Source organism: Amycolatopsis sp. NPDC048633, assembly GCF_040650695.1.
Lineage (GTDB): Bacteria > Actinomycetota > Actinomycetes > Mycobacteriales > Pseudonocardiaceae > Amycolatopsis.
The window spans coordinates 206144-227581 of record NZ_JBEZHS010000011.1; the positions used below are offsets into that span (position 1 = coordinate 206144).

Annotated in this window: 27 protein-coding genes and 2 pseudogenes; 13 read left to right on the top strand and 16 right to left on the bottom strand. The window is 71.3% G+C overall.

The window, feature by feature from the left end:
- Positions 1-2 precede the first annotated feature (2 nt).
- Entirely contained in the window at positions 3-590 is a 588-nt protein-coding gene (locus AB0C38_RS21905) for a pentapeptide repeat-containing protein (RefSeq protein ID WP_360676075.1), read from the top strand.
- 56 nt (positions 591-646) lie between these two features.
- Here the strand turns inward: AB0C38_RS21905 and AB0C38_RS21910 are convergent, their stop codons facing one another.
- Positions 647-3394: a glycohydrolase toxin TNT-related protein gene (locus AB0C38_RS21910; RefSeq protein WP_360676078.1), complete on the bottom strand. Its 2748-nt coding sequence runs from the start codon at positions 3392-3394 to the stop codon at positions 647-649.
- 187 nt (positions 3395-3581) lie between these two features.
- Here AB0C38_RS21910 and AB0C38_RS21915 point away from each other — a divergent pair, with 187 nt between their 5' ends.
- Both AB0C38_RS21915 and AB0C38_RS21920 read left to right on the top strand, forming a co-directional pair.
- Positions 3582-4439 carry a bifunctional methylenetetrahydrofolate dehydrogenase/methenyltetrahydrofolate cyclohydrolase gene (locus tag AB0C38_RS21915; protein ID WP_360676080.1) on the top strand — a complete coding sequence of 286 codons (858 nt, stop codon included), beginning with the start codon at positions 3582-3584 and terminating at the stop codon, positions 4437-4439.
- Positions 4436-4759 carry a DUF3017 domain-containing protein gene (locus AB0C38_RS21920; protein ID WP_360676083.1) on the top strand — a complete coding sequence of 108 codons (324 nt, stop codon included), beginning with the start codon at positions 4436-4438 and terminating at the stop codon, positions 4757-4759. Before AB0C38_RS21915 ends, AB0C38_RS21920 begins: the two co-directional genes overlap by 4 nt.
- Here the strand turns inward: AB0C38_RS21920 and AB0C38_RS21925 are convergent.
- The 4 genes and pseudogenes from AB0C38_RS21925 to AB0C38_RS21940 all read right to left on the bottom strand — a co-directional run.
- Positions 4756-4923: pseudogene (locus tag AB0C38_RS21925) on the bottom strand (MFS transporter); the annotation flags it as partial. The gene AB0C38_RS21920 and the pseudogene AB0C38_RS21925 sit on opposite strands and share 4 nt — an antisense overlap.
- Before the next feature lie 41 nt (positions 4924-4964).
- Positions 4965-5132 (bottom strand): annotated as a pseudogene (locus AB0C38_RS21930) (MFS transporter); the annotation flags it as partial.
- 41 nt (positions 5133-5173) lie between these two features.
- Positions 5174-6355, bottom strand: coding sequence for an MFS transporter (locus tag AB0C38_RS21935; RefSeq protein ID WP_360676086.1), 1182 nt, complete (start codon positions 6353-6355; stop codon positions 5174-5176).
- Positions 6356-6549: 194 nt separating this feature from the next.
- A complete protein-coding gene (locus AB0C38_RS21940; protein WP_360676089.1) occupies positions 6550-6873 on the bottom strand; it encodes a metalloregulator ArsR/SmtB family transcription factor in 324 nt (107 codons plus the stop codon).
- A 108-nt stretch (positions 6874-6981) separates the two neighbouring features.
- Between AB0C38_RS21940 and AB0C38_RS21945 the strand changes: the two genes are divergently transcribed.
- Positions 6982-8157: an MFS transporter gene (locus tag AB0C38_RS21945; RefSeq protein WP_360676092.1), complete on the top strand. Its 1176-nt coding sequence runs from the start codon at positions 6982-6984 to the stop codon at positions 8155-8157.
- Here the strand turns inward: AB0C38_RS21945 and AB0C38_RS21950 are convergent.
- Positions 8154-8342, bottom strand: a complete 189-nt coding sequence (locus AB0C38_RS21950) for a DUF1918 domain-containing protein (RefSeq protein ID WP_360676095.1) — start codon at positions 8340-8342, stop codon at positions 8154-8156. The genes AB0C38_RS21945 and AB0C38_RS21950 overlap by 4 nt on opposite strands.
- 110 nt (positions 8343-8452) lie before the next feature.
- On the opposite strand from AB0C38_RS21950, the gene AB0C38_RS21955 reads away from it, so the two are divergent.
- The 3 genes from AB0C38_RS21955 to AB0C38_RS21965 are packed head-to-tail and all read left to right on the top strand — an operon-like array spanning position 8453 to position 10149.
- Entirely contained in the window at positions 8453-8971 is a 519-nt protein-coding gene (locus tag AB0C38_RS21955) for a TrmH family RNA methyltransferase (RefSeq protein ID WP_360676098.1), read from the top strand.
- A 12-nt stretch (positions 8972-8983) separates the two neighbouring features.
- Positions 8984-9616 (top strand): spermidine synthase, encoded by a 633-nt coding sequence (locus AB0C38_RS21960; protein ID WP_360676101.1) that lies wholly within the window; start codon positions 8984-8986, stop codon positions 9614-9616.
- Complete coding sequence (locus AB0C38_RS21965; RefSeq protein ID WP_360676104.1) at positions 9598-10149, top strand: hypothetical protein; 552 nt, start codon at positions 9598-9600, stop codon at positions 10147-10149. Before AB0C38_RS21960 ends, AB0C38_RS21965 begins: the two co-directional genes overlap by 19 nt.
- Here AB0C38_RS21965 and AB0C38_RS21970 read toward each other — a convergent pair.
- Positions 10146-10727 (bottom strand): HhH-GPD-type base excision DNA repair protein, encoded by a 582-nt coding sequence (locus AB0C38_RS21970; RefSeq protein WP_360676107.1) that lies wholly within the window; start codon positions 10725-10727, stop codon positions 10146-10148. The two genes, AB0C38_RS21965 and AB0C38_RS21970, sit on opposite strands and share 4 nt — an antisense overlap.
- A gap of 30 nt (positions 10728-10757) precedes the next feature.
- Positions 10758-11534: an AraC family transcriptional regulator gene (locus tag AB0C38_RS21975; protein ID WP_360676110.1), complete on the bottom strand. Its 777-nt coding sequence runs from the start codon at positions 11532-11534 to the stop codon at positions 10758-10760.
- Between the two features lie 50 nt (positions 11535-11584).
- On the opposite strand from AB0C38_RS21975, the gene AB0C38_RS21980 reads away from it, so the two are divergent.
- Entirely contained in the window at positions 11585-11998 is a 414-nt protein-coding gene (locus tag AB0C38_RS21980) for a DUF2000 domain-containing protein (protein WP_360676113.1), read from the top strand.
- Positions 11999-12003: 5 nt separating this feature from the next.
- Here AB0C38_RS21980 and AB0C38_RS21985 read toward each other — a convergent pair whose 3' ends face one another.
- The 3 genes from AB0C38_RS21985 to AB0C38_RS21995 are packed head-to-tail and all read right to left on the bottom strand — an operon-like array spanning position 12004 to position 13549.
- Positions 12004-12621, bottom strand: a complete 618-nt coding sequence (locus AB0C38_RS21985; protein ID WP_360676115.1) for a class I SAM-dependent methyltransferase — start codon at positions 12619-12621, stop codon at positions 12004-12006.
- Positions 12622-12630: 9 nt separating this feature from the next.
- Entirely contained in the window at positions 12631-13011 is a 381-nt protein-coding gene (locus tag AB0C38_RS21990; protein WP_360676117.1) for a DUF2203 domain-containing protein, read from the bottom strand.
- A gap of 25 nt (positions 13012-13036) precedes the next feature.
- Entirely contained in the window at positions 13037-13549 is a 513-nt protein-coding gene (locus AB0C38_RS21995) for a hypothetical protein (RefSeq protein ID WP_360676120.1), read from the bottom strand.
- A 257-nt stretch (positions 13550-13806) separates the two neighbouring features.
- Here AB0C38_RS21995 and AB0C38_RS22000 point away from each other — a divergent pair, with 257 nt between their 5' ends.
- On the top strand, positions 13807-15030 hold the full coding sequence (locus AB0C38_RS22000) for an NADP-dependent isocitrate dehydrogenase (RefSeq protein ID WP_360676123.1): 1224 nt from the start codon (positions 13807-13809) through the stop codon (positions 15028-15030).
- A gap of 181 nt (positions 15031-15211) precedes the next feature.
- The gene (locus tag AB0C38_RS22005; RefSeq protein WP_360676126.1) at positions 15212-15508 is read left to right on the top strand and encodes an SH3 domain-containing protein; all 297 of its coding nucleotides are present in this window, start codon (positions 15212-15214) and stop codon (positions 15506-15508) included.
- A gap of 4 nt (positions 15509-15512) precedes the next feature.
- Here the strand turns inward: AB0C38_RS22005 and AB0C38_RS22010 are convergent, their stop codons facing one another.
- The 3 genes from AB0C38_RS22010 to AB0C38_RS22020 form a co-directional block, all read right to left on the bottom strand.
- Entirely contained in the window at positions 15513-16061 is a 549-nt protein-coding gene (locus AB0C38_RS22010) for a permease (protein WP_360676129.1), read from the bottom strand.
- A 79-nt stretch (positions 16062-16140) separates the two neighbouring features.
- Positions 16141-16716 (bottom strand): TetR/AcrR family transcriptional regulator, encoded by a 576-nt coding sequence (locus AB0C38_RS22015; protein WP_360676133.1) that lies wholly within the window; start codon positions 16714-16716, stop codon positions 16141-16143.
- A gap of 341 nt (positions 16717-17057) precedes the next feature.
- A complete protein-coding gene (locus AB0C38_RS22020; protein ID WP_360676136.1) occupies positions 17058-17798 on the bottom strand; it encodes an MBL fold metallo-hydrolase in 741 nt (246 codons plus the stop codon).
- A gap of 55 nt (positions 17799-17853) precedes the next feature.
- On the opposite strand from AB0C38_RS22020, the gene AB0C38_RS22025 reads away from it, so the two are divergent.
- The gene (locus AB0C38_RS22025; RefSeq protein WP_360676139.1) at positions 17854-18660 is read left to right on the top strand and encodes an exodeoxyribonuclease III; all 807 of its coding nucleotides are present in this window, start codon (positions 17854-17856) and stop codon (positions 18658-18660) included.
- Here AB0C38_RS22025 and AB0C38_RS22030 read toward each other — a convergent pair.
- Positions 18657-19130 (bottom strand): cupin domain-containing protein, encoded by a 474-nt coding sequence (locus AB0C38_RS22030; protein ID WP_360676142.1) that lies wholly within the window; start codon positions 19128-19130, stop codon positions 18657-18659. The genes AB0C38_RS22025 and AB0C38_RS22030 overlap by 4 nt on opposite strands.
- Positions 19131-19211: 81 nt before the next feature.
- Here AB0C38_RS22030 and AB0C38_RS22035 point away from each other — a divergent pair, with 81 nt between their 5' ends.
- The gene (locus tag AB0C38_RS22035) at positions 19212-19712 is read left to right on the top strand and encodes a MarR family transcriptional regulator (RefSeq protein WP_360676145.1); all 501 of its coding nucleotides are present in this window, start codon (positions 19212-19214) and stop codon (positions 19710-19712) included.
- Between the two features lie 58 nt (positions 19713-19770).
- On the opposite strand, the gene AB0C38_RS22040 is transcribed toward AB0C38_RS22035, so the two are convergent.
- Positions 19771-20499, bottom strand: a complete 729-nt coding sequence (locus AB0C38_RS22040) for a chitinase (protein ID WP_360676148.1) — start codon at positions 20497-20499, stop codon at positions 19771-19773.
- A 481-nt stretch (positions 20500-20980) separates the two neighbouring features.
- On the opposite strand from AB0C38_RS22040, the gene AB0C38_RS22045 reads away from it, so the two are divergent.
- Entirely contained in the window at positions 20981-21331 is a 351-nt protein-coding gene (locus AB0C38_RS22045) for a hypothetical protein (protein WP_360676152.1), read from the top strand.
- The last annotated feature ends 107 nt before the right edge of the window (positions 21332-21438 follow it).

Sequence of the window (21438 nt, forward strand, 5' to 3'; positions counted from 1 at the left end):
CCGTGCTGGAGACGGGGGAGGACTACCGCGAAGCGGTGTTGTCCGGGCAGTGGTGGGAAAAGCGCCGGTTCACCGGGTGCGACTTCACCGGGGCGGACCTGAGCGGGCTGCGCACGCGCGGCTGCACCTTCGACGACTGCCTGTTCAGCCGGGCCGACCTGTCCCGCTCGCGCCACGACGCGTCCGCGTTCCGTTCGTGCACCTTCGACCGCTCGGTGCTCGTCGAAAGCCGCTGGACGTCGTGCTCGCTGCTGGGCTCGACGTTCGCCGAGTGCGGGTTCGGCGGCATCGCCCTCACCGAGTGCGACCTCTCGCTGGCGTCGCTCGCGAAGGCGCGGCTGCGCAAGCTGGGCCTGTCCGGGCTGCGGCTGCGCGAAGCCAACCTGACCGAGGCCGACCTCGCCGGCGCCGACCTGCGCGGCAGCGACCTGACCGGCTCCCGGCTCCAGGCCGCGAAGCTCGACGGCGCGGACCTGCGCGGCGCGCGCCTCGACGCGAACGCCCTGGTCCAGGCCGATCTGCGGGGCGCCGAGGTCGACGTCGAGACGGCCATCGCCTTCGCCGCCGCCCACGGGCTCGTCATCCGCTGAAAACGCACTGACAGCACGAAGGCCCGGCAGACGAGCTGCCGGGCCTCCGCGGGAGATCAGTCGATCGGGGGTTCGCCCGGATCGAGCTCGATCAGGTCGCCCTCGGCGAGGAGCTCCTCGATCGACGCCGGGAGCAGGTACGCCGACCCGCCGCCCGGCTGGTTGAACCACGGGATCGCGACGCCGGCCAGCGCCTCGAGCGGCCGCTGCACCCGGTAGACGTGGTACGGCCGGTTCACCCACTCGGGCACCAGTGACCGCTCGGCGAACGGCGTGCCCGCCGCGTACGTCAGGTTTCCGGTCGGGCCGCCGAAGCGGTCCAGCTCGCTGCCCGCGGGCAGCTCGCGCAGCTCCTTGCCGCGGAACAGCGTCAGCGGCGGCTCACCGGCCATCGGCCCGATCGGCCACTGCTGCTGGCCACCGCCACCCCCGCCGTTGACGGCCGGGCGGGCCGGCTCCTCACGGCGCTGCGGTGCGGGTGAGGTGCCCGGCGGGATCATCGGGGCACCCTGCGGCGGCACCGGGGCCGCCAGGACGGTCGGCGCCGACGGCGGCTCACGCCGGGGCGGCGCGGGGGCCGCGGGCGGCGGACCGGCCTGCTGCCGGTCCATCGGCGGCGGTCCGGCCGGGACCGGCGCGGGCGGGGCGGGCTGACGCACCGGCGTCGGCGGCTCGTCGTCCTCCAGGTCGCCGAACAGCTCCTCGGCGCTCGTAAACGCCGTCTGCTCCTGGGCGGGCACCGGCTCCGGCTTGCGGACCGGGTACGACCCGGTCGCGACCTCCGGCGACAGCGTCGCGACGACCCGCTGCGGCACCGGTTCCGGCTCGGGTTCGGGTTCCGGCTCGGGGGCGGGCGGCTCGTCGGGCACGTGGCCCTCCGGGTTGAGCAGCAGCTTGCCGAGCATGAACGCGGCCGCGTCCTCGGCGTCGCCGAACACCGCGGGGTTGCTGAGCTTGCCGTCGTACCAGCCGACGCGCCAGCCGTCGTCGACCTGCTCGACGCTCCACCCGAGCTCGGCGGGCTCGCCCAGCTTGTAGCCGCTTTCGGGCACCTCGAGCTCGTCCAGCTTGCTCTGCAGGCCGGCGAGCACCGGGTGGTCCGGGGTCTCGCGGCGCAGCGCGCGGCGGCCCGAGCGGGGCGCGGCGGGCGGCTCGGCGGGCGGGGGCTGGGGCGCCGGCGGCTCCGGCACCGGCAGCACGCCGGGCACCTCGGGCTGGGTGATCATGGTCGGCGGACCGGGGTCGAACGCGGGGCGCTCCGGCGGCTGGAACCCGCCGCGGACCGGCTCGTCCGCCCGGGGCTGACCCGGGAAGGCCGCGTGGGCCGGCTCGTCCTGACCCGGGAAGGCCGGGTGGGCAGGCTCGTCGTCCAGCAGCTGATCCGGCTGGAAGGCCGCGTGCGCGGGCTCGTCGTCGATCCGGGCACCGGCGTCGAACGCGGGGTGTGCGTCGTCCTCGCGGTGCGCGGCCGGCTCGGGGAACTCCACGCCGTCGTGCGGGGTTTGGCCCGCGACCGGCTCGCGCGGCTCGTCCTCGTGCCCGATCGGCTGGTCGGGGACGTACTCCGCGGTCTCCTCGAGGTCGGGCACCCGGCCCGGCTCCGGCGACGTGCCGTTCGAGCCCGTGGCGTGCTCGGGGTACTGCTCCTCGCCGTAGGAGTCCTCCTCGGCGAAGCGGTCGTCGAACTCCTGGTCGTCGTAGCCCTCTTCGGCGAACTCGGTCTCTTCGGCGTAGGCGTGCTCCTCGGCCGGTGCCTCCGGCTCGGGGGCGTGCACCGCCGGCTCGACCGGCGCGGGCGGCTCCGGGTGCTGCTGGGGCGGCGGCGGCGCGACCGGCAGTGCCGGCGCGACCATGGTCGGCGGCGGTCCCGCGGGCGGCTGCTGCTGGGGCGGCGGGCCCTGCGGCGGCGGCCCGGCCGGGCGCTGCTGCGGGGGCGGCTGGTTGCCCCGGGTCAGGTACGCGCCGGCGGCCTGCAGCGTCGGCTCGTCGACCGGGGGCAGCTTGAAGCCGACCGCCCGGACGTGCTCGACCAGGTCGGACTCCGGCGAAACGCCGTACTTGCGCAGGTAGAAGTTCACAGCGGCGGGCCAGATCCACTGGCCGTCGCTGTGGAAGGCGACCGGGACGGTGGCCTCGGGCGTCGCGGCCAGCCGGTCGATGTCGTAGCCGCGCTCGGTGACGACCAGCGGCGCGTGGTCGAGGTACTCCAGCAGGCGGTCCTGCTCCTCGACCTCGAGGTCGGGCCGGTTGATCACCGGGCGGCCGGCGGGGCCGATCGTGTCGAAGATCCGGGCGATCCGGAAGTGCGGCCCGGGCTGCTCCGGGCCGAGCCCGGACATCCGCCGGATCAGCCACTCGGGCACGTTCTCCTCGGTGCGCGGGAACATCCGCAGCTCGTCCGAATAGGCCTGTGGCGGCGGCGCGAGGTTCCACACCGGCTCGTCACGGTTGTATTCGAGGTTGTAGCTGGACGGATGGTCGAGCTGGTAGCGCGCGTTGAACCACGTTCCGCGGCCGTCGCGGTACATGCCCCCGCGCAGCCTCCCGAAGAGGGTCGCGATGTCGTGGGTGGCGAGCCAGTCGTGCACCGTGCCGTCTTCGGTGACGATCTCGCCGGTCAGCTCGTGGTACCTCCCGACGGCTCGGTACTCCGCGGAGACCTTGCGCCAGTCGCGCGGGGCGGCACGGAGCAGGGCAAGTCCGATCTGCTTGACCAGGGTGTCCTGCTCGGTCGCGTTCAGCTGCGTCGTCGGTTGTGCCACGGAGACATTTTGACTGTTCGCGCGCGCGTGTGCACCCCGCATGTGGGTTTTGCCGCTCGGCGACCCGGCCGCACACGGTCTGACCTCGCGTGATGCGACGTGCGGTAGATCACAGCTTGATCGCGGGCAGCGTCGCGAGTGGACCGTGTGGGGTGACGATCACTCTACGGGCTGCGACCACCCGCGCCTGGAAGCGACGCGCGGGGGCCGCTTTGCCAGAATGGGCGTCGTGACGGCGAAGATTCTCGACGGCAAGGCCACCAAGAACGCCATTTTCGCGGAGCTCGAACCGCGCGTCGCGGCGCTGGCCGCGAAGGGGGTGACGCCGGGCCTGGGCACCGTCCTGGTCGGCGACGACCCGGGGTCGCACTCCTACGTGCGGATGAAGCACGCCGACAGCGCCAAGATCGGGATCAACTCGATCCGCCGCGACCTGCCGGCCGACATCACCCAGGAGAAGCTCGAGGCCGTCATCGACGAGCTGAACGCCGACCCGGCGTGCCACGGCTACCTCGTCCAGCTGCCGCTGCCGAAGCACCTCGACGCGAACCGCGTGCTCGAGCGCATCGACCCGGAGAAGGACGCCGACGGTCTCGCCCCGGTCAGCCTCGGCCGGCTGGTGCTCGGCCAGCGGGGCGCGCTGCCGTGCACGCCGTACGGGATCATCGAGCTGCTCAAGCGCCACGGCGTCGAGCTGAACGGCGCGCAGGTCACCGTCGTCGGCCGCGGCATCACCGTCGGCCGGACGCTGGGCCTGCTGCTGACCCGCCGCAGCGAGAACGCCACGGTCACCCTCTGCCACACCGGCACCCGCGACCTGGCCGCCGAGGTCCGCCGCGCGGACATCGTGGTCGCCGCGGCCGGCGTGCCCGGCATCATCACGCCGGACATGGTCAAGCCGGGCGCCGCGGTGCTCGACGTCGGCGTGTCCCACGTGGACGGCAAGCTCACCGGCGATGTTCACCCGGACGTGGCCGAGATCGCCGGCTGGATTTCGCCGAACCCCGGCGGCGTCGGCCCGATGACCCGGGCGATGCTCGTGAGCAACGTCGTCGAGGCGGCGGAACGCTCGGTCCAGGGCCGATGACCATGACCGAGGACCGGCGGGACGTCCACGACCGCCGGAGCCGGCGGGCCCGGTTCGCCCAGCTCCCGTTCACGGTGGTGCTGCTGGTGGTGGCCGTGGCCGCGGTGCGGATCGTCCAGTACCACTGGCGGGAGGGCACGGCGCTGATCGGCGTCGCGCTCCTCCTCGCCGGGGTGCTGCGGGCGGTGCTGCCGACGGAGCGGGCCGGGCTCTTGGCGATCCGCGGCAAGGTCGTCGACATCGTGACGTACGCCGGCCTCGCGGCGGCCGTGCTCTACGTGGCCTTGACGATCATCGGCGGCCCGTTCAGCTCCTCTTAGGACGCCATCGCGAGCTCACGCCGTTCGGCCTTGGCCTCGCGACGGTCCAAAGTGCCCGAGACGATCGCGAGCGAGAGTCCGAAGACGGCCAAGAGCGCGCCGACCCAGTTGGGGGCGACGAGGCCGAGGCCGCCCGCGATCACCAGGCCGTCGAGGTAGGCGCCGCATGGGGCACGGCGGCGATGGGGTCTGGTTTCGGAGTGGGTCAGGACGCCATCGCGAGCTCACGTCGTTCGGCCTTGGCCTCGCGACGGTCCAAAGTGCCCGAGACGATCGCGAGCGAGAGCCCGAAGACGGCCAAGAGCGCGCCGACCCAGTTGGGGGCGACGAGGCCGAGGCCGCCCGCGATCACCAGGCCGTCGAGGTAGGCGCCGCATGGGGCACGGCGGCGATGGGGTCTGGTTTCGGAGTGGGTCAGGACGCCATCGCGAGCTCACGTCGTTCGGCCTTGGCCTCGCGACGGTCCAAAGTGCCCGAGACGATCGCGAGCGAGAGCCCGAAGACGGCCAAGAGCGCGCCGACCCAGTTGGGGGCGACCAGGCCGAGGCCGCCCGCGATCACCAGGCCGCCGAGGTACGCACCGATCGAGTTGGCGATGTTGAACGCCGACTGCACCGCGGCCGACACCAGGGACGGTGTGCCGCCCGCCTTCTCCATGATCCGCGCCTGCATCATCGGGCCGATCATGAAGCCGGCGACGCCGACGAAGAAGATCGTGATCGCCGCGCCGACCTTGCCCTGCGCCGTGATCGTGAAGATGCCCAGCACGCAGGCCAGCGACAGCAGCGCGGCGTACAGGCCCGGCATCAGCGCGCGGTCGGCCAGGCGGCCGCCGAGCAGGTTGCCGATCGTCATGCCGACGCCGGCCAGGGACAGCAGCAGGGTGACGTTCGACGGCGAGTAGCCGGCGACGTCGGTCAGCATCGGCGTGATGTAGCTCAGGCAGGCGAACACGCCGCCCAGCCCGAACGTGACGATCGCCAGCGCGAGGTGCACCTGCGGCCGCTTGAACGCGCCGAGCTCGTTGCGTAGCGAGGCCTCCGCGGGGCGGCCCTGGTGGGGCACCAGCTTCGCGATGGCCGCCGCGGCGACCAGGCCGATCACAGCGACGACGCCGAAGGTGGCGCGCCAGCCGACCTGCTGGCCCAGGAGCGTGCCCAGCGGCACGCCGATGACGTTGGCCAGGGTCAAGCCGAGGAACATCATGGACACGGCCTTGGCGCGCTGGCCGGGGCCGACGAGGCTGGAGGCGACGACCGCGCCGGCGCCGAAGAACGCGCCGTGCGGCAGGCCGGCCAGGAACCGGAACGCGACGCCGAACTCCTGGTTCGGCGAGAGCGCGAACAGGACGTTGCCCAGCGTGAACAGGCCCATCATGGCCAGCAGCATGGTCTTGCGCGGCAGCCGGACGGCGACCGCGGTGAGCAGCGGGGCGCCGATGACGACGCCGAGGGCGTAACCGGAGATGAGGTAGCCGGCGGTCGGGATGTCGACGCCGAAGTCGGCGGCCGCCTGGGGCAGCACGCCCATCATGACGAACTCGGTGGTCCCGATGCCGAAAGCTCCGATGGCGAGCGCGAGCAGCGCGACGGGCACGGCACTCCTTCCAAGGTGGGTAAACGATTACTTGGCCGTTCCGGTCTCAGGTACTGGATCGGTTCAGTTCGCGGACACAAAAGAAGACAGCCATGCGGCCCCAGCGCCGTGGGCTGTCCTCAGCACAGTCCAACAAGGGAAGGGGTGCGTTGTCATCCCGATAACGGGTGACGATCCACACCGTAACGCGATGATCAGCGCGGAGCGGCCAGGACGCCGTCCAGCAGGCCGGGGAACAGCGCGTCGAGGTCGTTGCGGCGCAACGAGTTGAACCGGGTCGTCCCCTCCTGGCGGCCGGTCACGACGCCGGCCTGGCGCAGGATGCTCAGGTGGTGGGTGATTGTGGACTTCGTCACCGGCACGGTCAGCGCGCCGCACGCGAGCTCGCGGTCCGCCGCCGCGAGCTGGCGGACGATGCCCAGCCGCACCGGGTCGGCCAGCGCGCGGAGCACGCCTTCGACGGTGATCTCGTCCTGTGCCGGGTGGACGATCGGCGGCAGCGCGGCGGTCTTGGCCATGCGTCCATTGTACGACGCCGATCGAAATTGTCGGACCCGCGTAGTACGGTTGTTGTCGAACTACGACGTTCATCGAACCAATAGCTCGCTCGCTTGGGGGACCCACCCATGTCCACACCCTCGTCCTCGAGGATCTCGGTGCTGGCCTTCGGCGCGTTCGGCGTCGGGACCAGCGGCTACATCGTCGCCGGGCTGCTGCCCGCGCTGACCGGTGAGCTGCACGTCTCGGCCACCGCCGCGGCGCAGCTCGTCACGGCCTTCGCCATCGCGTACGCGGTCGGCTCGCCGATCTTCGCCGCCGTCACCGGCACCTGGGAGCGCCGGACGCTGCTGGTCGCCGCGCTCGTCGTCACCGCCGCCGGCAACCTGTTCGCGGCGCTCGCGCCCGGCTACGGCACCCTCCTGCTGGCCCGGGTGGTGACCGCGGTCGGCGCCGCGGTGTTCACCCCGGCGGCGAGCGCCGTCGCGGCACAGCTGACCGCCCCGGAACGCCGGGGCCGCGCGATCGCGCTCGTGTTCGGCGGGCTGACCGTCGCGCTCATCTTCGGCGTGCCGCTGGGCAGCCTCATTTCGCAGCACCTCGGCTACCGGACGGCGTTCGCGCTGGTCGCCGCGTTCTCGCTGGCGAGCGCGCTGGCCGTGCGGATGGCGCTGCCGTCGGTCGCCGCGCCGCCGCGGGTCACCCTGGCCGAGCGGTTCGCCGCCGGCCGCGACCCGCGCGTGCTCGTCATGCTGGCCGTGACGGTCCTCGGGTGCCTCGCCGCGTTCATGGTCTACACGTTCGTGTCCCCGCTGCTGGCCGCGACCGCGGGCGTCCACGGCACGGCGGTCACGGTGCTGCTCTTCTGCTACGGCGTCGGCGGCGCGGTCGGCAACTTCGCCGGTGGCCGGGCGGCCGACCGCTGGGGTTCACGCGCGCCGCTGCTCGTCGTGACGGCCGGGATCACCGTCGTGCTGGCGCTGCTGCCGATCGCGACGACGACGCCGATCGCGGCCGGCATCACGCTGTTCGTGTGGGGCGTGGCGACGTGGTCGTTCAGCCCGCCGGTGCAGCACCGCCTGATCGAGCTGGCCCCGGGCCACGCGGGTCTGGTGCTCTCGCTCAACGCGTCGGCGATCTACCTCGGCGTCGGCCTGTCCGGTGTGGTCGGGGGCGCGGTGCTGACGTCCGCCGGGCCGCTGGTGCTGCCCGAGGTCGCGGCGGCCCTGACCCTGGTGGCGCTGGTGCTCATCGGGACCGCGTGGGGCCGGGTCCGCGCGCCGCGGGAAGAGATCACCGTCTAGTCGGCGCGCGCCTGGACTTCGCAGTCCGGGCCCGGGAAGACGAGTGCCTCGTGCCCGTCGGCGAACCGCACCAGGTAGGGCGGGGCGCCGTCGGGCCCGCGGACTTCGAGGATTTCACCGCGCTGTTCCGCCGATCCGACGGTACGGCCGTGTACCTGGATTTCGTCTCCCACTCCTGCGTGCATGACGGCACCTCCGGGTCCAGGGTAGGAGCGCGGATCGTTCCGCGGTCCCGGCGAACGGGTTAGAATCCGGGCATGAGCACAGAAATCGGAGGCGCCGCGCCTCGGCGCCGGTGAGCCCCGCGGTCCGGGTCCGCACGCCCCGCGAGCTGCGGAAGTCCCGGCGCACCACCGCACATTCCTGTTGGGGCCACCTGGTGGCCGCCCCGCTCTGGCCGTTGCACGGCGCGAACCTCGGCACGCTCCTGCGCACCTGCGACGCGGTCGGCGCGTGCCTCGCGGTGCCGCGGTTCCCGTGGGTGCCCGAGGCGTTGCGGCGCGGAAACACGTTGCGGCGCCCGGCATGCGTGCACTGGGTGCACGATCCGCCGGGCTGGCTGGCCCGCGAACGGGCGGCCGGCACGCGGGTGGTCGGCGTCGAGCTGGCGGAGGAAGCGGTGCGGCTGGCGGACCTCCCGGCCGCCCGCGGCCGCACGATCGCCGTGCTCGGCCACGAGCAGATCGGCATCCCGCCGGAGGCCCTCGACCTGCTGGACACCGTCGTCGAAATCCCGATGGTGGGCACCGGAGCAAGTCTCAACGTCGCCGTGGCAGGGAGCCTCGTTCTGTACAAACTCGCTGGACTGCTGTGAGAAGGTCGGACGGTGGTCGAGGTGGTGGAGACGGTCCGGGGCCGGGGCGGCGAACTGGTCCTGCGCAGCGACGGCGAAGCGTTCGAAGTGATCGAGAACGGCGTCTTCCTGATGGACACGCGCAACGGCGAATCCGAGCGCCTCCTGGTGACCGGTGCCCTGTCCCCGGGGGCGAGCGTGCTGATCGGCGGCCTGGGCGTGGGGTTCTCCCTCCGCGCGGCGCTCGACGCGGGAGCGGCGTCCGTCGTGGTGGTGGAACGCGAGCCGGCGGTGATCGCCTGGAACCGCTCGGGTCCACTTCGGACAGTGCACGCGGACGCGCTCGCCGACCCCCGGGTTCGGGTGGTTCCGGCTGATCTCGTTTCGTGGCTTTTCCGGACGTCCGAGCGGTTCGACGCACTGTGCCTCGACGTCGACAACGGTCCTGAGTGGACAGTCACGGAAGGCAACGCGCACCTGTACTCCGACGCCGGGCTGGCGCGGCTGGCCGAGCTGCTGAACCCGGGCGGCGTGCTGGCGGTGTGGAGCGCCGGCGTGGCTCCGGCGTTCGCCGCGCGTCTTCGTGCGCACTTCGGGGACGTGCGCGAGGTCCCAGTCGAGGTCCCCCGCGGCGAGCCGGACGTGCTGTGGTTCGCCCGGAACTAGCGGTTGCGGAGAACGCGGCCTGGTGCGACCTGGTCTGCGGCGGGCGGTTCGGCCCGCTCGCGTGGACCAGCCGCACGCGCACGCCGGAGTACTACCCGGACGCGGTGACGCTCGACCCCGCCGCCACGGCCGTCGACGTCCTCCCGTTCGTCGACGGCTCGGCCGGCTGCTCGGTGAAGGACAGTTTCGCGACGCTGGAGCTGCCGGGCTTCTCGGTGCTGTTCGAGGCGACGTGGATCTCGTGCGGCCGGGGCGTTCCCGAGCCCGGCTGGCAGCGCACCGCTTCGCCGCTGGGGCTCTCGGTGGCGCTGCTGTCCCGCGGCGGGAACGGGGTCGTGGCCCATCGCGGCGACGGCGTGGTCGGGCTGTCGAACTTCTCGGGCCCGGACGAGGGCTGGCCCGGAGCGGTCGCGGCGGTGGCGGCCGCGTTCCCGGACGTCCCGGTCGTCGGCTACGAACACGGCGACACGCTGGAAGTCGCGCTGGCCCACGGCGCGGAGCCGCTCGGCGCGCTGAGGATCCTGGTGCGCTAGCTCGAGGCGGCCGCGGCCTTGGCGGCCTTCTTGAACGCGCGGACCTGGGCGAGCGTCTCGGCGCTCGTGACGTCGGCGATGGACCGCCGGGATCCGCGGTCCCCGTACGCCCCGGCCGCTTCGCGCCAGCCCTTCGGGGTGATGCCGCGCTGCTTGCCCAGCAGGGCCAGGAAGATCTTCGCCTTCTGCTCGCCGAACCCCGGCAACGCCCGCAGCCGCTTCAGGACCTCCGGGCCGTCAGGCTTCGGGCGGCCGTCGAGCCAGAGGCCCTCGGTGCGGCCGTCGTAGTTCTCGATGATGTGCTGCGCGAGCGCGTGGACGCGGCGGGCCATCGAGCCGCCGTAGCGGTGGATGGCGGGCGGCACGACGCACATCTCGACGAACGTCTCGACGTCGGTCGCGGCGATCTTCGCCAGGGAGAAGCCGTCCATCCGGTCGGCGATCTTGCGCGGGCCGGCGAACGCGTGCTCCATCGGGAACTGCTGGTCGAGGAGCATCCCGACGAGCAGGGCGAACGGGTCGTCGTTGAGCAGCTTGTCGGCGACCGGTTCGCCGGTCAGGTGCAGTTCACGCAGCATGCGGTCATCTTGACACAAGCGCCCGGCAGGTCAACGAGCCTTCGAGTACCGCGCCGGCGTCGTGCCCAGGTAGCGCTTGAAGTGCCGGGTCAGGTGGGCCTGGTCGGTGAACCCGGCGGTGACCGCCACTTCGGCGGCCGGCGCCCCGTCGAGCAGCAGCCGGCGCGCGTGGTCGACGCGGCGGCCCGTCAGGTAGCGGTGCGGCGGCAGGCCGAACCGGGCCCCGAAGCAGCGGACGAGGTGCGCCGGGTGCGCGCCCAGCGTCTCGGCCGCTTCGGCCAGCGTCAGCGCTTCGGGCAGCCTCGCGTCGAGGATGTCCCGCAGGTTCTCGGCGAGCCCCCGCTTCGGCTCATGGGACGCCGGCTGGCCCAGGTGGGTGCGCAGCCGCTCGGCGACGAGCGCGAGCCGGCTTTCGGCCTCGAGCGCGTCGCCCGGCTCGGCCAGGGACGCGTGCAGCTGGTGGATCCGGGTGCGCAGCAGCCCGTCCGCGACGCTCGGCTGGTCGACCGCCGCGCCGATGAGGTCCTCGCCCAGTACCGACGTGTCCAGGTAGAGCACGCGCTTGCGGAAGCCGTGGCTGGTCGCGGCGCGCCCGTCGTGCGCGACGTTCGGCGGCAGCAGCGTCACGGCCGGGCCGAGGGCGCCGTGGTGGTGGCGGTCGAGGTCGTAGCGGATGACGCCGTCGTCGACGATCAGCAGCGTCCACGTGTCGTGCGTGTGCAGCGGGTAGGCGTGCGTGATGAAGTGCGCGTGGAAGACCTCGGCGATCCCCGGGACCGCCGGCCGCCAAGCCGCGACGTGCGCCATGTCAAGAACGTACAAGACGCGGCGGTGACCGGCGGCGGAGTCTTTCCGGCATGACTTCTTTCGACACGAAGATCGCCGTCCTGCTGCGCGAGGACCTGGCGTCCTGGCAGCGGCTCAACGTCACCGCGTTCCTGGTGAGCGGAATCGCCCACGTGACGCCGGAGCTGATGGGCGATCCGTACCTCGACGCCGACGACACGGAGTACCTGCCGATGTTCGGCCAGCCGGTGATGGTCTTCTCGGGCACGGCGGACGTCCTGACGGCGGCGCACACCCGCGCGCTGGGCCGCGGCCTCCGGTTCTCGATCTTCACCGACGAGCTGTTCCACACGGGCAACGACATCGACAACCGGGCGGCGGTCCGCGCGGTGCCGGGGGAGAAGCTGGCGCTGGCGGGCCTGGCGGTGCACGGCCCGAAGAACGCGGTGGACAAGATCCTCAAGGGCGCATCGCTGCACCGCTGAGACCATCACGGGGCCGTCGCGTGCACCACGAAGACGCTGCTCACCCGGTCCCCGCGCTCGGCCGTGAACGTCCGCGCCGAAGCGTCGACGAACCCGGCTGACGAAGCCAAAGCCGCCGCCTCGGCGTCGTCGGTCGGGAACGTGATGTCCCTCGGCACGAACTCCGCGAACGCCCCCGAAGGCCGGAACCGCGCGCCCGACACGATCGAGAACGCCAGCTGTCCACCGGGGCGAAGCACCCGCAGCCAGTCGGCGAACGCGACCGCCCCGAGGAAGTGCAGCGAGGACGCGCACAGCACGACGTCGGCGGACCCGTCCGGCGAAGGCATCGGCACCGCCGGCCCGACCTGCCACGTGATCAGCCCCGAAGGATCCAGCGATGCGGCCTTCGCCGAAGCCTTCGCGACCATCGCCGGCGAAAGGTCGACGGCCAGCACGCGCTCCGGCTTCAGCCGCAACGCCGCGTAGGCGGCGAAGCCCGTCCCCGTGGCGACGTCCAGCACGAGCCCCGGCTCGGGCGGCAGGGGCGCGACCAGCGCGTCCGCCACCTGGGCGTGGAAGGTGTCTTCGTCGTAGTGCTCGGCCGTGCCGTCGAAAAGGGCAGCTCGCGATTCGTGGTCCACGGACCCAACCTAGCCGGGCCGACCAGTGGTTTTCAGCGGCCGGCGTCCCGCGAAGCCCAGGTCGGTGCGGTGGTACCAGCCCAGCTCGGGGTCACCTTCGAGCCAGCACAGCAGCACGTCGGTGCCGTCGAGCTCGGCCGGGAAGTCGACCAGCAGCGGCGCGAACCCCTTGAGCTCGGCGCCGGTGTGCTGGACCGTCGTCATCAGGTCGTCGAGCCGGGCCTGCGCGGCCTTCCACTCGGGCAGCCCGCCCAGCTCGGTCGCCCTCCCGCCCGGGCGCAATGACGCCGCGAGCTCGGCCGCGTCGGCCCGGACGCGCACCAGTTCGTCGAGGACCGGCCGCAGCTTCGCCAGTTCGTCGCGTGCCTCCGCGACGGTGAACAAACCCATCGGCCGATGATCCCACCGGCGTGGTTCAGGCCTCCCGGCGCCGCCGCACCAGCGCGTTGGCCAGCCCGCTGCCGACCAGCAGGAAGCCCACGCCGAGCAGGCCGCCGATGAACAGGAAGTCCATGACGCCGTACGCGATGTCACTCTTCGGCATGAGGTTCACCAGCCGGAAGCCCCAGTCGGGCACGGCCATCGCCGCGACCCCGGGCAGCACGCCGTAGATCAGCCCGCCCAGGATCGGGCCGACCGCCGACAGCGCGCCGAGCGACGCGACGACCAGCAGCAGGATCGCCCCGCCGGCCAGCAGCGCGATGCCCAGCGGGTCGCGGTTGGTGCTCAGCGTCGCCTGGATCAGCTGTTGCTGACGCAGCCCGCCCCAGCTCAGCAGGCCCAGCGCGACCGGGGTGAGCAGCAGCCCGCCCAGCGCGCTGACCAGGTGGGCGATCCCGCGGCGCGGCCGTTCGTCGAGCGCTTCCGCCGTTTCGTCGTAGTCTTCGTAGTCGTCTTCTTCGTACTCGGCGTACCGATGGGTCGACATGGCCGTCACCTCCCGCATGATGAGTTCACGGATGGCATCGTGCCCTGGTTCACCCGGAAGCGCGACGCTCGCTCGATGAGCGGTCGGATCGGCCTAACGGCAGGTCGTGCCCGGTGACCCTGACCACAATCGGCCGGGGGAGACTTGATACCGGCCACTACTGGAACCATCCAGGACGGTCAAGCAGTACGCTTGTACCGCTACCGGCGAGACGTATCGAAGTAACGCGAAGATCCGCGGAAGGAGCACCGCTGCTCATGGCCAAGATCAAGGTCCAGGGCACCGTCGTCGAACTCGACGGCGATGAGATGACCCGCATCATCTGGCAGTTCATCAAGGACAAGCTGATCCACCCGTACCTGGACGTGAACCTGGACTACTACGACCTGGGCATCGAGGAGCGGGACCGCACCGACGACCAGGTCACGGTCGACTCCGCGAACGCGATCAAGAAGCACGGCGTGGGCGTCAAGTGCGCCACGATCACCCCCGACGAGGCCCGCGTCGAAGAGTTCGGCCTCAAGAAGATGTGGCTGTCCCCGAACGGGACGATCCGCAACATCCTCGGCGGCGTGATCTTCCGCGAGCCGATCGTCATCCAGAACATCCCGCGGCTGGTGCCGACGTGGACGAAGCCGATCATCATCGGCCGCCACGCCCACGGCGACCAGTACAAGGCGACCAACTTCAAGGTCCCCGGCCCGGGCACGCTGACCATCAGCTACACCCCGGACGACGGCTCCGAGCCGATGGAGTTCGAGGTCGCGAAGTTCCCCGAGGGCGGCGGCGTCGCGATGGGGATGTACAACTTCAAGAAGTCCATCGAAGACTTCGCGCGCGCCTCGCTGCAGTACGGCCTCGACCGCGGGCTCCCGGTGTACCTCTCCACCAAGAACACCATCCTCAAGGCCTACGACGGCCAGTTCAAGGACGTGTTCGAGGAGATCTTCCAGAACGAGTTCAAGGGCGACTTCGACGCCAAGGGCATCTCCTACGAGCACCGCCTGATCGACGACATGGTCGCCGCGGCGATGAAGTGGGAGGGCGGCTACGTCTGGGCGTGCAAGAACTACGACGGTGACGTCCAGTCCGACACGGTCGCGCAGGGCTTCGGCTCGCTCGGCCTGATGACGTCGGTGCTGCGCACGCCGGACGGCCGGACCGTCGAGGCCGAGGCCGCGCACGGCACGGTTACCCGGCACTACCGCCAGCACCAGCAGGGCAAGCCGACCTCGACGAACCCGATCGCGTCGATCTACGCGTGGACCCGGGGTCTCGAGCACCGCGGCAAGCTGGACGGCAACCAGGAGCTGATCGGTTTCGCGAACAAGCTCGAAGAGGTCGTCGTCGAGACCGTCGAGAGCGGTCAGATGACGAAGGACCTGGCGCTGCTGATCAGCAAGGACCAGCCGTTCCAGTCGACCGAGGAGTTCCTCGCGACGCTGGACGACAACCTGGCGAAGAAGATCGCCCAGGGCTGAGCCGCTTTTTCGAAGGCCCCCTTCCCGATTTGCCGGGAAGGGGGCCTTCGTGTGTTCACAGCGTGTCACGTCCGGTCATGCGGACTGGCGCCTCCGGGTGGTTGCTGCGTCCGGCGCTGTCGGTCCGGGTAAAGGATTGCCTACCCTTGGCGGGGGGACGGGCACGCGGTTGGAGGAAGGCATGTCGAAGAAGACTCTGATCATCTTGGGCGCCATCGTCCTGGTCGTCATCGTCTACGTGATGAACACGGACAAGCAGGCTTCGGGAGCTTCGGCCACCGGCTGCAAGGTGACCGTGACCGCGGACGTCCTCAACGCCCGCGAGACGGCCGACGGCAACGCGAAGGTCGTCGGCAAGTACCTGCGCGACGCCCAGTTCGACGCGCTGCCGGGCGTGCAGAACGGCTTCCGGAAGGTGGCCGACGACAAGTGGGTGGCCGCCGCGTTCACCGAGCCGGTCGCCGGGTCCGCCTGCTGAGTTCTCACACGCCGAGCAGGTCGGCCGCGAGCGTGACGACGCCGAACGCCGCGGCCGACAGGCCCAGCGTGCGGGCGCGCTTCGGGTCGCGCTTCGCGGCGGCGCGCCAGTAGAGGCCGATGCCGATCACCAGCATCAGCAGTTCGACGACGGCCGAGACGGCGGGCAGCCGCCAGAGCCCGAAGCCGAACGTGGGCAGGTCGCCGGCGTTGCCGGGCAGGATCGGCAGGTCGGCGCGGTGCACGACGAGGTCGAGCAGCCAGTGCGAGAACACCACGCCGCCGAGGATGAGCCCCACTTCGCGGCCGAGCCAGTGGCTCGCGACCGCACCGAAGAGGGCGGCGAGGACGAGCGCGCCGACTAGCGAGTGCGTGTAGTCGGCGTGGATGACGCCGCCGCCGTAGCCCTCACCGTCGACCGTCTCGATGCCGCTGAGGTACAGCGGCACGAAGACGACGTCGAGCCAGGCGGTGGCGAGCATGAGCGTCCAGACGGGAATGGCCGGCCGGCCCGCCTTGACGGCGGCCGCGAGCCCGAAGTGCCCGGCGATCATCTGCGGGCCTCCGTCCAGGGGAAGCGGGCGTCGAGCACACCGAGCCCGACGGTGAAGAGGAGGACAGCGAGGATGAAGCTCATGGTTTCTCCGCGTAGTTCGTGAGGCCTTGGACGAGCATGGTTTTGAGGACTTCGAAGCTTTGGCCGACGTCTTCGGGGCGCCCGAAGCCACCGGAAGCTTCGAGTCCGGCGAAGCCGTGGACCGCGGCACGGATGCAGCGGGTGGCGTGCACGGCTTGGACGTGGTCGAAGCCGAACGGCCTGAGCACGGCGAAGACGACCTCGGCGACGGCGTGGGTGGCCCGGCTGAGCTCGGCGTCCGACTCGTCGGGAGCGGTTGCCAGGGCGTTGGTGCGGTGCGGGTGGCGCAGCAGGTAGGCGCGGTAGGCGTCGGCCAGCGCGCTGATCGCTGCCGCGCCTTCGCGGCCGGTGGCGGCGGTTCTCAGCGCGTCGGCCATCTCCTGGACGACCCGGAGGTCGATCAGCCGCCGCAGGTCGGCGAGGCTTTTGACGTGCTTGTAGAGCGAGGGCGCGGCGACTCCGGCGCGTTCGGCGACCTTGGCGAGGGTGAGTGCTTCGGTGCTGGACTCGTCGACGATCTTGAGCGCCAGGTCGACCACGGCTTCGGTGGTCAGTCCCGCTCTAGGAGACATCGGGTTGGCTACTTGGCATAGCTTTAAAGCTAATGGCAGTAGCTTTGCTCGTCAAGGCGCGGTTTTTGTCGGTGGTCGCTGATAGAACTTGCCGGGTCCGAATACGCAGGTGAGAGAGGTGCGGCAACGTCCGGGGACGGGCGACAACTGAATGCGGCGTGCGCCGAGGCGGTGTCCGCGGGGTCTCCAGGGGGAGTTCCGCGGGCGGAGATGCCGACGAGGCGGAGGACGAAGCCAGGGGAACGCGCTCGGACGGGGGTCAGAGCGCGAGGGCGAGGTTCTCCGCACCTGCCGAGACGGCGAGCGCCGGCCTCGCCAGGGCAGGTGCGGCCCGTGCGGGGTCAGAGCGCGACGGTCAATTCTTCTTCCGCGACCAGCACCTCGCCGTCGAACTCGGCGCGTGCCTCGGCGGCGGCCGCCGCGCGGTCGGTGCCCGGCCAGAAGTGGGTCAGCATGAGCCGGCGCGCTCCGGCCTCGGCCGCCCAGTGGCCCGCCTCCGCGGCGGTCATCAAGAACCGGGGCTCTCCCTCCGCCGGTGGGGTGCGGAGGGTGGCGTCGCAGATGAACAGGTCCGCGTCCCGGCCGAGGTCCGCCAGTGCCGGCGACGGTCCCGTGTCCCCGGTGTACGCCACCGTGAGCCCGGGGGCCGTCAGCCGCACGCCGAAGTTCGGCAGGAAGTGCGGCAGCTCGTGGGTCGTGAGCCGGAACGGTCCGACCTCGGCCGGCTCGCCGAGGTCGTGCACCTCGAACAGCTCCGCCGGGTTCGGCCGCGGCTCCATCGCCTCCAAGCGCCGGAGCGTGCCGGGCGTGCAGTGCAACGGCAACCGCGCCGACGACCCGTGCGGCTCCTGGACCGTGTAGTGCCACGCCCGCCCGAGCGCGCTCACGTCCGCGCAGTGGTCGGGGTGCTCGTGCGTCACCACCACGGCGTCGGGCAGCCCGTGTGCGAACAGTCGCGACGCCGCGCCGTACCCGAGGTCGAGGACGACGCGGAACCCGTTGTACGACAACAGGAACCCCGCACACGCCCGCCCGGGCTCGGGAAACGCGCCGCAGCTCCCGAGAACCGTCAGCTCACCCATGCCCGGCAGTCTGGCAGAGCGGCCACCGGCGAGCACGTGAGTTCCGGCCGGTAGCGTGCAGTCCGTGCTGACCGTCTCCACCGTGAACGTCAACGGCCTCCGCGCCGCCGCCAAGAAGGGCTTCGTCGAGTGGCTCGCCGCCACGAAGGCGGACGTCGTCTGCTGCCAGGAGGTGCGCGCCACGGCGGAGCAGCTCCCCGCTGCGGTCGTCGAGCCCGAAGGGTGGTTCTCGGTGCACGCCCCCTCCGCCGTCAAGGGGCGCAACGGCGTCGCCGTCTACAGCCGCACCGAGCCCGAAGAGGTCCGGATCGGCTTCGGGGAACCCGAGTTCGAAGACAGCGGCCGCTACCTCGAAGTCCACCTGCCGGACGTCGTCGTCGCCAGCCTCTACCTCCCCAGCGGGGACGTCGGCACCGAGCGCCAGGACGAAAAGGAACGCTTCATGGCCGCGTTCCTGCCCTACCTCGCCGAGCTCCGGGCCAAGGCCGCCGCGGCCGGGCGAGAGGTCGTCGTCGTGGGGGACTGGAACATCGCCTACGACACCGTCGACCTCAAGAACTGGCGCGGCAACCGCAAGAACTCCGGCTTCCTCCCCGAGGAGCGCGCCTGGCTCGGCCGCGTCTACACCGAGGCCGGCTACACCGACGTCCAGCGCCGCCTCGACCCCGAAGGCCCCGGCCCCTACACCTGGTGGTCCTACCGCGGCCAGGCCTTCGACAACGACTCCGGCTGGCGCATCGACTGCCAGCTCGCGACCCCGGGCCTCGCCGAGAGGGTCGTCGACGTCGTCGTCGAACGCGCTGCCGCCTACGACCAGCGCTGGTCCGACCACGCGCCGGTCACCGCCACCTACGACATCTAGGCCGCGCGGGCCGCGCGCCAGGTCGCGCTGTCCACGAAGTGGTTGTCGTAGCGGTCCTGCGACGCCAGGATCTCCGCCGGCGACGCCTCGCCGCGCCGGATCCGGTCGATCATCCGGAAGTACTCGAAGCGCTCGACGCCGGGCGTGAACACGATCAGCACGTCCGCGCCCGACCGTGCCGTCGCGCCGAACGCGTGGTTCGTGTGCGGCGGCACGAACAGCATGTCGCCGGTCCGGACCGTCACGACGTCTTCGCCGTTCAGGACCTCCAGCTCCCCGTCCAGCATGAAGAACATCTCCGCCGACGACGTGTGGAAGTGCGGCGTCGCGCCGTCGCGTCCGCGGCCCAGGGAAGCGCGGTTCGTGCTCAGGTGCCCGCCGGTCTGGGAGACGTCCGCGAGCAGGGTCATCGTGTCGGGGGTCGAGCCGAGCTGCTCGGCTTCGTCGTGGCGTACCAGCAGTGTCGTCATGCCGGTGATGGTTCCACGCCTGATAGTTCGCTGTCAAACTATCAGGCGGCGAATAGTGCTGGCGTCGAATAGAGTGGCCGTGTGAGTGACGAAGACGCCGTCGACGCAGTCGTGTCGGCCTGGCACCGCGAACGCCCCGACCTCGACCTGACCGCCATCGGCGTGGCCGGCCGGATGGGCCGGCTGGCGCTCGTGCTCGGCCCGGCCCAGGAACGCGTGTTCGGCAAGTTCGGCCTGCAGCGCGGTGAGTTCGACGTCCTGGCGGCGCTGCGCCGGTCCGGGACGCCCTACACGCTGATCCCGTCCGAGCTGTCCGCGACGCTGATGATGTCCCGTGCCGGCATGACGAGCCGCCTCGACCGGTTGGAGAAGGCCGGGTTCGTCGAGCGCGCGCTGGACCCGAACGACCGCCGCAGCTTCCGCATCCGCTTGACGGACCAGGGTTTCGACGCCGTCGACGCCGCGATGACCGAGCATACCGCGAACGTCTCCGAGCTGCTGTCGGGCTTGTCCGGGAAGGACCTGGGGCTGCTCGACGACGTCCTGCGCAAGCTCCTGGGCCACCTCGATCCCCAGGCCTGACCTCGAAAAAGGGCCTCCCCGGCGGTGTGCCGGGAAGGCCCTTCTCGCCGCGCCCGGCTCAGCAGGAGAGGTTGTCACCCGTCGGAACGCCGAGGATCCCGGTGATCTGGGTGTACTTGTCGATCCGGCTCTGCACCTGCGCCGGGTTGCCGCCGTTGCACTCGATGGACCCGTTGATGCTGCGGATCGTCTCGCCGAACCCGCGCTGGTTGACCATCGCGTCGTGCGGCGTCATCGTGCCCGGCCCGCTCTGGGTGTTCCAGTACCAGAGCCCGGTTTTCCACGCGACGGCCGCGTTCTGCTCGACCTGGTACGGGTTGTTGAGCAGGTCGATGCCGAGCGCGTCACCGGCGGCCTTGTAGTTGAAGTTCCAGCTGAGCTGGATCGGGCCGCGGCCGTAGTAGGCGGCCTGGCCGGCGGGGCAGCCGTAGGACTGGCTGGCGTCGCAGTAGTGCGGGTAGTTCGCGGTGTTCTGCTCGACGACGTAGACGAGGCCGCCGGTCTCGTGGTTGACGTTCGCCAGGAACGCCGCCGCTTCCTGCTTCTTCACCGTGTCGTCGCCGGTGTTGGCGAAGCCGGGGTAGGCCGACAGCGCGTCGGTCAGGCCGCTGTAGGTGTAGAAGCTGTTGCGGCCCGGGAAGATCTGGTCGAACTGGGCCTCGCTGACGACGAACGACGCATCGGGCGCGGCGGAAGCGGTCGTGGCGGGGAGCACGATGGTGCCGGCGGCGGCCGCGAGTGCGCTCACCGCCACTCCGGCGCGCTTCAGGAACCGGGGGATCGACATGCGGGACTCCTCTGGTGTCATGCCGGTCGTGCGCGGTCCGACCAAGCCGTGAATTTCTTTCGGAGTTTACGCCAAGAGGTATAGACCAATCACCAACGAGTGAAACAGGTCTGAGGGGAAGAGGCCGCGATCGGAGCAGTCCTGACTGCGACGAATGGCAGAGGGTGAGCCCGCCTTGGGGTAAACGGGTGACGAACGGCCGGACACGGATCGGTCACGCTCTACTCTCGGTACTAGCGTTCCGCCTTCCGCAACACCCGCTTGGGTGATCGGAGTGAACGGTGGGGGCGCCCGGGCCGTGTTCCTGGTTGGGCGCTACTCTCGGCCCCCGAGTTGGTCAGTCCACCAGGTCTTGACACGCTCGGTAGTTTTTTGACCAGTAGCACGCAGCGTCTCACTCGTATGGGTGAGACTTTGGGTGAAGACACTGCGCTCGTCACTCGCGGGAGGCACTCCGGTGCGCAACCCAGGTCAAAGCCTGATGCGATCCACGCTGCGCGGATTTCGCGCGGTCGCGGTGGTCGCGCTCGTCCCGGCCGCACTGCTCCTGGCCGGCGGCGGGAACGCGTTCGCCGACGTCGTGACCGCGCAGACGGACAGCGGCGCGGAGAGCTTCGGCGTGCTCGGCCCGGTCGGGCTGGTCGCGGTCGCGCTCGGCATCGTCGGCATGACGCTCGGTGTGCTGCGCCAGCGCCGCAAGTCCCGCGTCGCCGAGGCCGCCCCGGCTGTCCCGGAAGCTCCCGGCCCGGTCACGGCGATGGCCGAAGCGGTCCTCGGCGAGCCCGACGCCACGCCGACCCGCCCGTTCCTCACGCAGCGCCCGCACGCCTGACCCACCGGCGCGCCTGCGCTCCACCGAGTCGACCCCCCAGTCACGCGAGTCGACCTCTCAATCACGCGAGTCGACCCTCCAGGCACGCGAGCCGACCCTCCAGGCAC